This is a genomic window from Rhodococcus sp. FH8 (assembly GCF_019266085.1).
GTDB classification, from domain to species: domain Bacteria; phylum Actinomycetota; class Actinomycetes; order Mycobacteriales; family Mycobacteriaceae; genus Rhodococcus_F; species Rhodococcus_F qingshengii.
Window position 1 is genome coordinate 1 of record NZ_LPNQ01000044.1, and the last position, 13,363, is coordinate 13,363.

Genomic DNA, 13,363 nt, shown 5'->3' on the forward strand with positions numbered 1-13,363 from the left:
AGGTTCACGGAATCGGTGTCCAGCTCACGGAGTCTCTGGCCGAGTACTGGCATCGACGCGTCCGTGAAGAGCTAGTGCTTCCCGAGGGTCACACCGTCGCGGAGCAGGATCCCACCGAGGTTGCCGGTTACTTCGATCTCGAGTACCGCGGCGCTCGCTATTCGTTCGGATACGGCGCGTGCCCGGATCTCGAGGATCGAGCCAAGTTGGTTGCGTTGCTCGAACCCGAACGAATCGGCGTCGAATTGTCCGAGGAGCTGCAGCTGCATCCCGAGCAGTCCACGGACGCTTTTGTCCTGCACCACCCGGAAGCAAAGTATTTCAATGTCTGAGTTGCCGAACGGAATATCGGAAGACGGCCCCTCGCCGTTCGCTCGCCGCGTCCTCGACATCATCGACCGTATTCCTGCAGGCCGAGTGATGACATACGGACTGATCGCCACCATCGTCGACGCGCATCCGCGCCAAGTCGGCCAGGTCATGACCCACTGGGCAGACGAAACACATTGGCACCGAGTGGTCTACGCCAACGGCACTCCCGCTACCTGTCACGGCAACAACGCTCTCGTCCTACTGCGCGGCGAAGGGACGCCCATGCGCGACGGACGGGTCGACCTCGTACACGCGCTGTGGAATGGATGATCCACCTCAAACGATGGCGAGAACCGTCCTGCAATCGTTTTCGACGAAATGCCATGTCCTCCATGCGATTAAGTCATCTTCACCCTCGTATTTGCTCCCCGGGTCATGTCCTAAGTCTGGTATGTCGGATGAGACACGGCCACCCGCTGCGCAGTCTCGACGTGCACTCAGGTGGACTGGCGGTTGACGACACACCCGGGGGCAAGGTGTAAGGCGCGAGAGCGTGTAGCGCCGACGCGGCGTGTGAACGGGGAGAGCTCAGTGACCGGGCGGCCAGCTCGGTATCGGTTCGATGATGTGGACGGTCAACTGACAACGTCGAACACGTTGTGTTCGCGCTTTGCGCTGAACCTCTACGTGGAGACAAAAAGATCTTTCACAGGGCGAGTGAGCGAATTGCGGTCTGGACGATCGGCAACACGTCCTCTTCGAACCACAGGTTCTTGGCAAGCCACGGCTGGTTGCGCGGAGAAGGATGTGGGAGGGGAAGGTACCCCAACGGCAGGTAATCCTTCGCTGCTTTGACGGTCTCGGTCAGTGTCGGCTTGCGCCGACCACGTAGATAATGCGCCTGTGCATACTGACCGACCAACACCGTGAGTCGGACGTCGAGTAAACGATCGTTCAGTGCCCCATGCCAATGAGATGCACATTCGGATCTCGGTGGTTTATCGCCCGACCTGGCTTTGCCTGGATAGCAAAAGCCCATCGACATGACGGCTACCGTGTCCGGGTCGTAGAACTGTGTGGGCGTCAGACCGAGCCAAGCGCGCAGACAGTCACCTGAAGGATCGTCCCAGGGAACACCCGTCGTATGAACTTTGCGGCCGGGCGCCTGGCCGATCACACGCAGCCGAGCCGATGGGCCTGCTTGCAGTACGGGACGCGGTCCGCACGGCAGGTGGTCCGCGCAGAGCGTGCACCCTCGGATCTCCCTGAGCAACTCAGCCAATGGTTCCGGCATATTTCCCATCTCCGGGGTCGAGGCAAGCATAGAAGTGACGTCGTTATCGGACGCGTTCGAGGTCGTCGTCTACCGGGAAATCACCGAAATCCGGGTGGAAGGCTTGAAGCCGCGCCGGTAGGCCGGGCTGACAGATTTCTCAGTCAGCGGGCAGCGGGGGCGTCGAGTCCGCCGGTATTTGGCACGGTTTCCCCTATGTCTCCAACCATGCCTCGAAGACGCATATGCCCGTCGGACAACGTGTAGCAGCGTTGCGACGAGACAGGGTAGCGACAGGACAGAGACCCAGGGTGCCGCGACCGGGACGCATCGGGGCAGTGAAGACATCACGCGGGTTGGCGGCGTAACTGGCTGACGCCTTCCACAGCAGCTCTAGCGATCGGAAGACCCTCGAAGGATCTCGCCGCCCAAGGTGTACGCGCCCAGCTCTCCTGAGTAGGCCAGCGGTCGAAACCGTGACGGCTCATCGGATCCCAGGTCAGTGAAACCCGACGAGCCGTCCCGTGCCCTGGCCCGGCAGAGCTGAGGCACGGCACAAGTGATCCACCGGACGCAAAATTTGGGGGACCGGCTATCCGGTGGATCCTCGACTCACTACCCCCGCTGCCCGTCATGTAAACGCCGCACCGAATCGTGAGCCGAAACGCTCAGTTCTCGAATGCGGTGATGCTCCGGACCAGTGACGTCCGGGTAGGTCGACCGGCGGATGCGCAGTATTCGTCGACGTCGACGGCGATGTACACCGACGACCTTCAGGCTGGCGATCCGCGGAACCCTGCAGTGCACGAGGGAGACGTACTGCGCGCCCGGTTGCGCTTGATGCCTTGCGGCACTTGATGTTCGCCGCGGCTGGGGAAGGGGCCGGCTAGCCGAGGACGCAACAGCAATTCTCAATATCCGGACTGGACGATTTTTTGGCCTACCCGGGGCGAGGGCGGTGTCTGTGGGCGGTTCCTCGGTGCCCTCCTTGCGGGAGATGCGTTGCGAAGAGTCGACGGTCGTCTGCGTACCGTTCGACGGCGATCCCACAACTCGTGTCCGAGTTCGCCTCTGTGGCTGCCCTGATCGCATCGTTGTGCGTCGTGGGTTTCCCACCGGGTGTGCTCCTCGGCGGTTCTGCACATGCTCCTCCATGAAGGCCGACGGTAATGGCGGACCGAAGAGGGTGCCCCTGGATGAACTACCCGAGCGCCTCTACCGCGCGCGCGGGTTGTTGGCGGTGCTATGACCGATTGTCTTCGAACCTTCTCGCAGCGTGAACGACCCTGCGACCTGGGCGAACCCGAAGACACACCCTGACCGTGGCTTCCACGTCGACTGCTGCGATGTGTATCAGTTGACAGAGTGGGTAGCTCGAAAATCATGAGTACCGTGACCGAATCCGTAGATGTCAACGTCCCCATCTGTACCGCCTACGACCAGTGGACTCAATTCGAGTCGTTCCCCCACTTCATGTCCGGAGTACGGGAAATTCGACAAATCGACGATGTGCACACACAGTGGATCCTCGAAATAGCCGGACAACCACGGGAATTCGACGCCACCATCACCGAACAGCACCCGGACGAACGCATTGCGTGGAAATCGGACGCAGGCCCCGATCATGCGGGTGTGATCACCTTCCACCGATTGGACGACTCGCACACCAGGGTGACAGCACAGATGGACATCGACCCTGATGGCTTCGTCGAAAACATTGCCGACAAACTCGGAGTCCTCACCCACAGAGTCAAAAAGGACATGGGGAGCTTCAAGGAGTTCATCGAATCCCGCGACCAGGAAACAGGCGCCTGGCGGGGAAACATCGAACGCCCGGACCAGATACGCCCCGACGAAGTCTGAACTCCCGCACCCCGCAGGCCTGGGGACTGCTGCGGCAGGAGTAGGCGCGGGCCACCGGAAGCGCAATCGCCCATCGGCACGGTTCCCCCGCAGGGGGTTACTACGGCTTCCCGAGTCCTACACGTGCGTGCCGAGGGTGCCGGTGTCGTTTGCCACGTGAGGACGAACGAAGCCACTGGAAGTCCAGGCACATCACCACGGTCAGACCGACACCTAACATCACGAGTAACAGAACCACGTTCACCATCGCCACTGCTCCCTCTGACATCGAATTAGCCACTCACACCACGGAAGGCAGAATTCTCAGACGCATTCCGGACGCGTACGTTCCGGTAGCTGGACTCAGGCAGCGGTCACGCCATGAATCGATCGGACCGATACGCGCATCCTCGACGTCGCGGACAAACCACGTGCGATCGGTTCTTCCGCCTCGAAACGCTCGATTGCGAGTGCGAGGCCCATGACCTGTCGCCACCACCGTTCACGTTCCTCGGATTCGGCCCACACAATTACATCCATCACTGTCTCCTCATCAACCCTGGGTTTGTTACCCAGGTCACAGATTTTGGAAACGTAGGACACGCGAAATTATGCAATGGAGAGAAGCGGGGACTCGCGGTGTGTCGCCGATAACCAATCCTCCTCGAGGCCTCCGAAAACAGATCCGAAGACACGAAACGAGTACAGCCGAAAAAGGAGCTTGCGAACTGACCCGCAGTCCAATCCACTCGGCCCCCGTCGACGTCAATGCGGTCACTTCACAGGCTGCACAACACTTCTCGTGGGTGTGTTGATACGGCTGCGAGCCGTTGCGCTCAAACACAGGCGACAGGGTCAGGAACCTGACCGTACGCCGCTGCAGGCGAGGAACATGATCAGCCCGCTGCGGATTCGGATGCCGCCCCTGAGGCGAAGTCCGAAGCCGAACGACGCCTATGCTCGGTATAAGATCTCGCGAGAGAGTGGAGCCAGATATGAGTCCGAACAGCACCTGGCTCGACACCCGAACAACCCAACTACGGGGCACGCTTCTCGGTCTGGGGCTGACGATCACCGACTCCCAGGCCCGCGTACTGCTCAACGACAAACTCGACGACTACGCCCGCCTGATGCACGTCACCCGCCGCACCGCCCAACGACACTTCACCGACGAACAGCTCGCCATCTTCGCCAACTCCCTCGCGGCGGCCATTTCCGACGAAGCACCCGGCGAGCCCATGACCGAATTCGAACGCACCATCCCCATGCCCACCAACGCACTCGGACTGACCATCGCCGCCCTGGCAGAAGCGCTGAAAGTCGCCCACGGCAACCTCGAAGAGCACTCTCTGACCGACGGCTTGTCCCACCTGTCGACTCTGGGCATGATCGCCGCCGACGCCCGCACAAACACCCGCACCGGTACCGTTCCCATGCCCCGGCCGCTGCTGCTGCGGATCGCTCGCTTTCTCGACAACACCGCGAAAATGGTCAGCGAGGGAGCGAACCTGCCCGACGGCCTCGACGAAAACGCGCGAGCACCCTTCGTCACCACCCTCCAACAAGACGCCGACGGACTACGCACCCTCGCGAACACCGAAGACGGTCACTCGCCGAAACTTTGGCGTATCCCTGCCAGTAGCGAAACATCGCCCCGTCGCGAAAAAGCCAATCGACGTCATGCCGCAGTCGAAACAGAGCCGAACGCCGCAACGGAAGGCGCGCGCGGGGATTCGATCCGCAGCGGACGACCTCGCCCCACGGAATCTTGACCTGCCAACACATGTGAGGAGTTACTCGTGAGGCCTATCGCCAGTTTCAGCGCCATGTTCGTGTGGGCCATCCTGCTCATCGCCGTCGTCGGCATCGCCGTGAGCCTGACCCAAGGGGCGTGGGCTCCCACCGTCGCCTGGGCGATCGTGGCAAGCGCGGCCGCGGCTGGTCTGATACGTCTGCGACACCGGCAGATCGGTAGCACCCGCACATTGAGAGCTGTTCCCGCGCGGCGAATACATCGCGCCAAGCACGACAAGAACGATCACATCTGACACATCCCACCGACTGCCGACGGCTCCCCTCCGCGGCCCAGATCGTCCCGCCGGCATTCGTAAGCGCCCAGGGGGACGGGCCTTGGGGCCTTGCGTCTGACGAATCCCCGGAATGGTTATCGAGTACAGCTCAGCGTGTTGAAAGCTGGCCTGTTGAAGTCAGTACTGCTGTATTCAGTACTGCGCGTTCGTCATTCACCACCGACTCCGCGGTCCGCGGGAAATCGGTAGACCCGAATTCCGCCCTCGCGATCGGTGTATTGAATGCTCCAGAGCGTGCGATCCACCTGCCCCAACTCGATACTCCGGACAGCTTCCTCCAAGGTCGGGTACTCAGCAGTGCGCTGCGCAGCACCGTCGTAGAGAAAAGTGAAATGCATTCGATCCTCGTCCTTTCTTCCCAGTCAGGTCAGGCTGCGACCGCGACCGGCCGGGGCGCAAAGGAAGACGAGGCTCGCAGTTTCGCGAGACTTTGGGCGAGGAGCCGAGAGACGTGCATCTGCGACACTCCGATCTTCTCCGCGATCTCCGCCTGAGTCAGTTCCCCGAAGAACCGGTAAATCACGATGATGCGCTCACGCTCGGGCAGAGCGAGGAGCGCCGGCCGCAGCGTTTCCTGATTGTCGATGCCGTCGAGGGCAGCATCGAACTCTCCCAACGCATCTGCGATCGATCGACCGTCACCGACGGCGGCTGCATCGAGGGACGCTGCATGATAGGAATCGCCGGCAGCAACGATCTCCGCGACCTCGGCGGGCTCGACTCCGAGCTCTTTCGCCAGCTCCGGCACCGTCGGCTCACGCCCGAGATCCTGCGTGAGCGCGGTGCGTGCTTTGTTGAGCGCAAGACAGTTTTCCTGCAACGAGCGCGGCACCCGCACATCCCATCCACGATCCCGGAAATGCTTACGCACCTCCCCCATCATCGTGGGAATCGCGAAGGCGAGAAAGTCTTTGCCCTTGGCCAGATCGAAACGGTTCACCGCACTGACCAGACCGACGCTGGCCGCTTGGACGAGATCGTCGAGCGCTTGTCCGCGGCCGCGATACCGCAAGGCGATATGGCGAGTCAGCGGTAGACATAGTTCGATGATCTGCGTGCGCAGACGCTCGCAGCGTGCGTCGTCTCCCGGCAGAGAAGCCAACTCTTCCAGCAAGCCCGCGACCTGTGCGTATTCGGCGTCCTTCATGTGCCGGCTCACGCTATCACCCACTTCTGCCGGGTGGTCGTTGCTCGTGCGTATCGTGCTGCGGGCATCGTCTTCTCCTTCACAGTCGCGCTCACGGGTTGATCGCCTGCAGGACTACGCGGAATGAGGCCGCCGCGACGAGGGCGAACGCCACTCCGGTCAGCGGGCCGGCAAGGACGGATCCGACTGCGCCCAAGATTCCGGCGATCACGATCACCAGGACGAGATCGAGCGTCACCCGCCGCCACCAACCTCGGGAGGCGACAGGGGTCGTGATCGGCGATCGCCGCTGCGCAGAAGTCCGCCCGACGTCATATGAGGAGGTCATGGCAGTTGTCATTCACACTCCCGGGGTCCACATGCTCACACACAGCTGTCTGTTCCGATGTCGTAAATCTATACCAACTGATGCAGATAAGCGACAATTAGAGCGGCAGGGAAAGCAGGGTCGAAGGCGCCGTGAGCAATCTCCCCTTGGGCTCACCTGCACATTCAGGCGAGTTTCCGTTCTTACCGGGCGGGTACGTTCTAGCCGTGACTATGTTCGGTTGCGCGAAAATCTGCAGTGCTGACCATCAGATTTGCAGCATCGGCCGGCGAAGGGATAGTGATGAGCCGTGTTAAAGTCGAGTGATATCCGGTTGGGCTGAGGGAGTAGTGCTGTGGCAGTGACAGATGCAGCGCACGTCCATGCTGCCTACGACCGCCGTGGGGTGTACGGGATTTCCGTGATGTCGGAACTGTCCGGCGTCGGCCCGCAAACATTGAGACTGTACGAGCGGCGCGGACTGCTCACCCCAGCCCGCACGGGCGGGGGAACCCGCCGCTACAGCGAAGCAGACCTGGCCACGTTGACACGTATCAGCGCGTTGATCGCCGACGGCATCAACCTGACTGCGATCGGTGTCATCCTCGACCTGGAAAACCGGAACGGGATCCTGGCCGAACAGATCGCTCAGCTCAGTGGGATGCCCGCGGAGGAATCGCCTTCCGAGCGCGTCCCGGAAGGCGGTGACCCCGCGTCGGCGTGAGCGATGGCGCCGAAATCCGCATCGGCAGCGATCACATGCCCCTCCGATTCGAGCTGGTCGATCGCCGCATCGAACGCGTCGATAAGCCACGGCTTCTGCGCCTGCGCGAGCGAAGTTTCCGTATTGTCGTCACCGGTCTGCACGATGTGCACCCACCACGAACCGCTCGCATCGGGCTCGTCCCACAACCCTCGCGCAGAATTGGTGGCCAACACGTAGCGGTTGTACTCGAGATCCACACGAATGGCGTACTGCCCGTCCACATTCACCACAGCAGCGGGCCGCTGCGACGCCGCAGCCAACGCGGTCAGCGCGTCGTCGTACATTTCCGAGAACTTCTTCGTCAACGGCACAGTGCAGTCCTACTCATCGAGGCCCCATGCAGACAGCACAAGGTAAAAGACAGCCCGTTGCCACAGCCATGACCAGCCCGTTGCCACAGCCATGACGAAGAACTGACATCCACCCTAACCCCACGAGGCCCACATCAGTGGGAAGCATCCCACTCCGCGATCACCTACCGTCCCATCGAAAGCCGGAAGAGGACCGAACCCTGTCGAACTGCATACCGATCTCGCGGCAAAGCTCCTCATCACTGACGGCGCGGTCCCCGAAAGCGATCGCGCCCACTGCAGTGCCGTCGATGACAACCTCGCCGACGACACCGACGACCGCACCGTCCTCACGGCAAGCGATGTCCCGCCCCGCGCGAATCACCTGCTCGATCACCGACGCACGGTCGAACCCTGCACCGCCGCGGTAGCGGTGGACACCGGTTTCCTCGTCCCGCACCGACACGAACCAGTCCACCTGCATCGCCCTCACATTCCTCCCCTGCACCCCTCACCTACTTCTACCGCGTGGGGAGCGTATCCACCACCTCGGCCGCGAGCACCGTCAGCCGAATACTGCATTGCCGAGACTGCTCGACGAACACCTCGAACACCTCAAACACCTCAAACACCTCGATCCTCACTGATACCGTGCAGCACCATCAGCATTCCCTCGGCATGCTCGAAGCCTTGCGCGTACCGCCATCCCAGCCTGCACACCCCCGACCTCCGCAGGACCCGCACTCCGCCGCCGGAAGAGGTTGGTATGCCAATGGGCACTGCTCACACACCCGCTACTTATCGACGATCATCCACTCAAGAGTCGTCCGGTCGACACAGGCCTCCACTTTCCCGCCCCAGGGACCCATCGGCCGCCGCAGCGGACTCGCCGCGATACGGAGGTCCGACGAAACGTTCCGACCGACTCATGCTGACTTGCAACAGCTCTCGAATCGGATGGATGGTTTGGCACGAACAAGGCAGCTGCGGCGATTTCAACGACCGCACACCCCCAGGACCCCGGCCCTGCACGTCGAGCCGGGGCGGTGGGATGCCATCTGCGTTGAGCACACAACCCAGACAGCCCTTTTCGTGCGCGGTCAATATCCGTGCGGCCTCGCACTTCCCACCATAAACCGCATTACCGGTATGCACCTGGTCGGATTCCCGGTCGATACCAACTAGCAACCCGGGCGCGTGCGGACAGTCCGGGAGCAGCACTCCCCCACACCTACCAACCCGATCTCATCGGCCGGCTACCACCGCCACGTCGCGAGAACTCCGAAACGTTTTCTGGAGTGGCGATGACACTCGGCGACCTCACGAAGCAGGTCAAACAGATCAGCGGAAAGCCAGATTGACACCGAATCGGCTGTCGAAGGGGTGCAACCAGGTTCGATCCACGGTTCCATACCGCCCCACCCCGACACTCGACAAAGCTGACGGGCAATCATCACCGAGTAGTCGACCGGCACCGATCATGTGTGCTCTCGCCAGATTTGTGAAAGTCCGCTACCACCAGAGGAAGTCAACGCGCTCTGCTGATCGAAGATCTGCCGACACCCCGCATGGAGGCGATAGCGTCGAGACTCTTGCCTTGCTCACAGAGGGAGCGGGCCCGTTCGGTACGTTCGGGTGTCATGACGGTTGGGCGGGCACCGTGTCGGCTTTGGCGCCGGACGGCTTCGAGGCCGGCGTGAGCGCATTCGACGATCATGTGGTGCCCACCTTTGGGCGAGAGCGGCCATGATGCGGGAGAAGAATTCACGACCCCGCCGGTGGTTGTGCCGAATCCTTCTGCGAAAGAACGGAATACGGAGCAGTGTTCGCAAAGAATGTGGACGTGCCGATGAGGCGACAAACGGATCGTCCGAGCCTGTCGAGTTCAGACCACGAGGACGACACCGCCATTCCCGCGTAGGTAGCTCAGGCGTTCGGCGAGCTGGGGTCGCTGCGTTTTCGAGCCGGATTCGCAGTCGGTGAAGATACAGATCGCTCCGGCTTGGCGGAGTGCGTACTGCTGCAGTTCGGGGTTTGTTCTAAGACACCGGTGTATCCGATGGTGCTCACAGTCTCAGTCCTTCTCCTCTGCTGCCATGTGTGGGACGGTGCGGCTATTCATGAGCTGGTGACCGATCTCAGGACTCCAAGAAGGTGCGCAACTTGGCCGAGTTCGGGTTTTGCTGTGATGCTTCGGGTTTGATCGAACTCGACCACGTGTAGGTCTGTTGAGGCATGGTGTCGTAGTGCTCGGAGAAGGCCATGGCGGCACCGCGGGGTGCCGCAGCGATCACTGCGGCACGTCGATGACTGGTTTGATCGCGAGCCGTAGGACGCCGCGAGGATAGTTCCGCCATCTAAATAGGCGAAGTTGCAGCAACCTGGACGGCGTCGACACTGAGATCACCTAGCGACCATCCGACGTCGCGGGCTGCCGGTCGGAGTCTGTTGATCGCCAGGTAATTGGGTATCCACACCGAAACGAACTATTCGAGAGGTTTTGCGGTGAAGGATGTCAGGCGAGGAATGACGGATTCCGAGCTGGTCGAGGAAGCTGCCCGGCTCGCTGAGCAGAAGGATCGGACTCGATGCGACGAAATCCGGTTGGCACTCGTTCAGGACGAGCTCGAGTCCCGGCGCCACGCATTCCGACGAGCACGGAACGGCGAGGAGACATCAACGATGAACTTTCTGCTGATCTGGTCGCGTGTGTCTTCCGGGCTCATGCCGGAGGATGTGCGTGTCTGCGGTCCGAGACAACGCTCCGTGCCGGCCCGGTGGGCACTGCCGATGAATCCCCGTCGTTGATGTTGGATTTGGAGCTGTTCGTCGGCCCGCCCTTCGCTGCCGCATTCCGTGCGGCAGTCCACTGGCTCGTCTTCGTCGGCGTTCTCTGACCACGTGCGGCAGGTGACGGTTTGGGGAAGACGGCTGATTCGCGCGATCAGCGTCTCGATCACATCGGGAATCCGAGCGAAGTCGTCGGGCGTTGAGGACGGTGCCGTTGAGGGCGATACTCTCCGGCGTCTACTGCAGGGACGTGCGAGCGCCTCGGCGGCTGTGCTCGAGTTCTTTGGTGAGGGTGCGCGCGTCATAGCTTCCGATTATTCGGCAGCCTTCGACGAAAAAGGTCGGTGTTTCTCGGGCACCACTGGACTGGGCGCTGGAAATGTCACGTTGTACGCGCTCGGCGACCGCGTCGCTGTCGAGGTCCGCGACGAACTGGTCGACGTCGAGTCCTATCTCGGCTGCATAGCCGATGAGATCGGTTCGCGCGAGCGCGTTCTGGCGGGTGAACACGAAGTCCAGCCATTCCCAGAACATGTGCTGCCGTGCGGCGGCCTCTGCTGCATGTGCGGCAACCAGTGCGTGCGGATGGATGTCCACCAGCGGTAGGTGACGGACCACGTAGCGCAGATCGTCGCCGAAGTGGACGTGCAGGTCGTCCCATCCTCCGGTGGCATGTGCGCAGAATCCACATTCGAAGTCGACGAACTCTACAAGGGTCAGCTGGGCGTCTTCGGGTCCACGAATGTGGTCGATCTCGGGATCTACGGGAGGTTCCAGCACGATGGGGAGATCGGCTTCGGCCTCACCCAGCTTGGTCGCTGCCACGCGGAAGATCACCGCACCCAGTACTGCAGCCAGCACCATGGCGACGAGCACGCCGACGGTCGCCTGCCCGGCCAGTTCGGGAGATGTGCCGAAAGCCAAACCTATGATCAGCAGCGATACGGTGAATCCCATCCCCGATAGCGCAGATCCGCCCATCACACTGCCCATGCCGACCCCCTGCGGTAATCGGCCCGCTCCGACTCGGACAGCGATGTATGTGGCTGCTCCGATGCCGAGGAGCTTGCCGAGAACCAGGCCAAGCACAACTCCCCAGGTCACACGGGCACTGAACGCTTCGACGAGCAGTCCGCCACGCAGGTCGACGCCGGCGTTGGCGAGAGCGAAGATCGGTACCACGATCAGCGCGGTGGGTACCCGGAGGTATTCGTGTATCCGCTCGTTGACGGCTGTGCCTTTGGCCAGTCCACGTGACACTGCACGACCTGATGCGGCGCTCGGAGACTGCCAGAAGTCACGAAACAGTTCTGGAGCCGCCTCCACCTTGTGCCGCTGTGTCGGGTACGCGGGAATCAGAAGGCCGGCGACCATTCCGGCAAGCGAGGGATGAACACCCGACTCGATCGTGCTGAACCACAGCACGATCACCACGAGAATGTATGGCGCGGCTCGCCACTGTCGCGCCCGCCCGAGTAGCCACAATGCTGTCAGGCATGCCAGGGAAACGAGCAGTGGAATCAGGCGAATGTTTTCGCTGTATACGAATCCGATGATGGACACCGCGAGGAAGTCGTCGACCACCGTGACGGTAAGGAGAAACACTCGCAGTTGGCCTGATCGTGCGGGCCCGAGGAGCGCCAAGGCCCCGAGCATGAAGGCGGTATCGGTGCCGACGACCACCCCCCAACCCTGCAGGCTGTCTCCGCTGCCGACGATCACGGCGTAGATGACGGCGGGTAGACACACCCCCGCGACTCCGGCGATCACGGCGATACGAGTGCGGGTTCGATCACGTAATGACCCGTGGGCGAACTCTTGGCGTACCTCGAGCCCGATCAGAAAGAAGAAGACGACCGTCAACCCGTCGTTGATCCAATGGTGAAGGCTCATGTGCAACGCCACCGGGCCGAGTTCGAATCCGGCGCCTTGATGCCAGAGGTCGAAGTACGCGTCCGAAGCCGGCGAATTTGCCCACAGCAGGGCGGTCACGGTTACCACCAGCAGCAGCACCGCGGAGCCGGACTCACGCCGGAGAGAGGCCGGAGAGAGTTGGAGAGCTGATTACGCAGGCCTTGGGGTTTCGGTGCCTGTCGTGCCATCGCTAGTTGATCCTTATCGCCGTTCAGTCCAGGCGGTGGTGCGCGGTCAGGTCAGTGTTGTGTGGTGCCGGCGCCTGTGTTTTCCAGCGCCGCTCGTAGATAGGGGGCAGTCGCACTGTCGGCAGTGGCAGCTACCTGCTCGGGGGAACCGGTGGCGACGATACGTCCGCCGTCGGCGCCCGCTCCCGGTCCGAGGTCGATGACGTGGTCGGCCTGGGCGACGACGCGCATGTCGAGTTCGACCATGACGACGGTGTTGTCGGCGTCGACGAGCCCCTGCGCGTGAGCGAGCAGTCTGTCGCTGTCGGACGGGTGGAGCCCAGCAGTGGGCTCGTCGAGGATGTAGAGCGTGTCGCCGCGTTGAGCACGCTGGAGTTCGGATGCCAGCTTGACACGCTGAGCTTCGCCGCCGGACAGCTCGGTGGCGGGTTGTCCGAGTCGCAG

General features: G+C 61.9%; 17 protein-coding genes and 2 pseudogenes. 8 read left to right on the top strand and 11 right to left on the bottom strand.

Annotated features, from left to right (window positions below):
• Both ATN38_RS00710 and ATN38_RS00715 read left to right on the top strand, forming a co-directional pair.
• A partial coding sequence (locus ATN38_RS00710; protein ID WP_133053430.1) for a vitamin B12 dependent-methionine synthase activation domain-containing protein occupies positions 1 to 332 on the top strand: 332 nt, incomplete at its 5' end.
• Complete coding sequence (locus tag ATN38_RS00715; protein WP_003943354.1) at positions 325 to 642, top strand: MGMT family protein; 318 nt, start codon at positions 325 to 327, stop codon at positions 640 to 642. The genes ATN38_RS00710 and ATN38_RS00715, both read left to right, overlap by 8 nt.
• A 376-nt stretch (positions 643 to 1,018) precedes the next feature.
• Here ATN38_RS00715 and ATN38_RS00720 read toward each other — a convergent pair whose 3' ends face one another.
• Positions 1,019 to 1,606 (bottom strand): uracil-DNA glycosylase family protein, encoded by a 588-nt coding sequence (locus tag ATN38_RS00720; RefSeq protein ID WP_037130837.1) that lies wholly within the window; start codon positions 1,604 to 1,606, stop codon positions 1,019 to 1,021.
• Between the two features lie 666 nt (positions 1,607 to 2,272).
• On the opposite strand from ATN38_RS00720, the gene ATN38_RS00725 reads away from it, so the two are divergent.
• The gene (locus ATN38_RS00725) at positions 2,273 to 2,443 is read left to right on the top strand and encodes a hypothetical protein (RefSeq protein WP_003943375.1); all 171 of its coding nucleotides are present in this window, start codon (positions 2,273 to 2,275) and stop codon (positions 2,441 to 2,443) included.
• A gap of 525 nt (positions 2,444 to 2,968) precedes the next feature.
• On the top strand, positions 2,969 to 3,448 hold the full coding sequence (locus ATN38_RS00730) for an SRPBCC family protein (protein ID WP_218747417.1): 480 nt from the start codon (positions 2,969 to 2,971) through the stop codon (positions 3,446 to 3,448).
• A gap of 342 nt (positions 3,449 to 3,790) precedes the next feature.
• Here the strand turns inward: ATN38_RS00730 and ATN38_RS00735 are convergent, their stop codons facing one another.
• Entirely contained in the window at positions 3,791 to 3,967 is a 177-nt protein-coding gene (locus tag ATN38_RS00735) for a hypothetical protein (protein WP_003943357.1), read from the bottom strand.
• A 455-nt stretch (positions 3,968 to 4,422) separates the two neighbouring features.
• Here ATN38_RS00735 and ATN38_RS00740 point away from each other — a divergent pair, with 455 nt between their 5' ends.
• Together ATN38_RS00740 and ATN38_RS00745 are read left to right on the top strand one after the other, a co-directional pair.
• On the top strand, positions 4,423 to 5,199 hold the full coding sequence (locus tag ATN38_RS00740; protein WP_003943377.1) for a hypothetical protein: 777 nt from the start codon (positions 4,423 to 4,425) through the stop codon (positions 5,197 to 5,199).
• A gap of 27 nt (positions 5,200 to 5,226) precedes the next feature.
• Entirely contained in the window at positions 5,227 to 5,475 is a 249-nt protein-coding gene (locus ATN38_RS00745; RefSeq protein WP_003943394.1) for a hypothetical protein, read from the top strand.
• Between the two features lie 191 nt (positions 5,476 to 5,666).
• Here ATN38_RS00745 and ATN38_RS00750 read toward each other — a convergent pair whose 3' ends face one another.
• The 3 genes from ATN38_RS00750 to ATN38_RS00760 all read right to left on the bottom strand — a co-directional run bounded on the left by ATN38_RS00750 (position 5,667) and on the right by ATN38_RS00760 (position 7,004).
• Positions 5,667 to 5,855, bottom strand: coding sequence for a hypothetical protein (locus ATN38_RS00750; RefSeq protein WP_003943368.1), 189 nt, complete (start codon positions 5,853 to 5,855; stop codon positions 5,667 to 5,669).
• A gap of 29 nt (positions 5,856 to 5,884) precedes the next feature.
• Positions 5,885 to 6,664: a SigB/SigF/SigG family RNA polymerase sigma factor gene (locus tag ATN38_RS00755; protein WP_003943395.1), complete on the bottom strand. Its 780-nt coding sequence runs from the start codon at positions 6,662 to 6,664 to the stop codon at positions 5,885 to 5,887.
• Between the two features lie 91 nt (positions 6,665 to 6,755).
• Entirely contained in the window at positions 6,756 to 7,004 is a 249-nt protein-coding gene (locus ATN38_RS00760; RefSeq protein ID WP_128638082.1) for a hypothetical protein, read from the bottom strand.
• Positions 7,005 to 7,332: 328 nt separating this feature from the next.
• Between ATN38_RS00760 and ATN38_RS00765 the strand changes: the two genes are divergently transcribed.
• Positions 7,333 to 7,695, top strand: coding sequence for a MerR family transcriptional regulator (locus tag ATN38_RS00765; RefSeq protein WP_370852719.1), 363 nt, complete (start codon positions 7,333 to 7,335; stop codon positions 7,693 to 7,695).
• Here ATN38_RS00765 and ATN38_RS00770 read toward each other — a convergent pair.
• From ATN38_RS00770 to ATN38_RS00780, 4 genes are all read right to left on the bottom strand, one after another.
• Positions 7,620 to 8,048 carry a hypothetical protein gene (locus ATN38_RS00770; protein WP_003943386.1) on the bottom strand — a complete coding sequence of 143 codons (429 nt, stop codon included), beginning with the start codon at positions 8,046 to 8,048 and terminating at the stop codon, positions 7,620 to 7,622. The two genes, ATN38_RS00765 and ATN38_RS00770, sit on opposite strands and share 76 nt — an antisense overlap.
• 160 nt (positions 8,049 to 8,208) lie before the next feature.
• The gene (locus tag ATN38_RS00775) at positions 8,209 to 8,511 is read right to left on the bottom strand and encodes a hypothetical protein (RefSeq protein ID WP_003943349.1); all 303 of its coding nucleotides are present in this window, start codon (positions 8,509 to 8,511) and stop codon (positions 8,209 to 8,211) included.
• 1,401 nt (positions 8,512 to 9,912) lie between these two features.
• Positions 9,913 to 10,083 carry a recombinase family protein gene (locus ATN38_RS33280; protein WP_350491851.1) on the bottom strand — a complete coding sequence of 57 codons (171 nt, stop codon included), beginning with the start codon at positions 10,081 to 10,083 and terminating at the stop codon, positions 9,913 to 9,915.
• A gap of 82 nt (positions 10,084 to 10,165) precedes the next feature.
• Entirely contained in the window at positions 10,166 to 10,384 is a 219-nt protein-coding gene (locus ATN38_RS00780; protein WP_128638081.1) for a hypothetical protein, read from the bottom strand.
• 169 nt (positions 10,385 to 10,553) lie between these two features.
• Here ATN38_RS00780 and ATN38_RS00785 point away from each other — a divergent pair, with 169 nt between their 5' ends.
• A complete protein-coding gene (locus ATN38_RS00785; RefSeq protein WP_037130808.1) occupies positions 10,554 to 10,835 on the top strand; it encodes a hypothetical protein in 282 nt (93 codons plus the stop codon).
• A 219-nt stretch (positions 10,836 to 11,054) separates the two neighbouring features.
• Here ATN38_RS00785 and nhaA read toward each other — a convergent pair.
• Positions 11,055 to 12,854: pseudogene (gene nhaA, locus ATN38_RS00790) on the bottom strand (Na+/H+ antiporter NhaA); the annotation flags it as partial.
• A gap of 116 nt (positions 12,855 to 12,970) precedes the next feature.
• Positions 12,971 to 13,363 (bottom strand): annotated as a pseudogene (locus ATN38_RS00795) (excinuclease ABC subunit A); the annotation flags it as partial.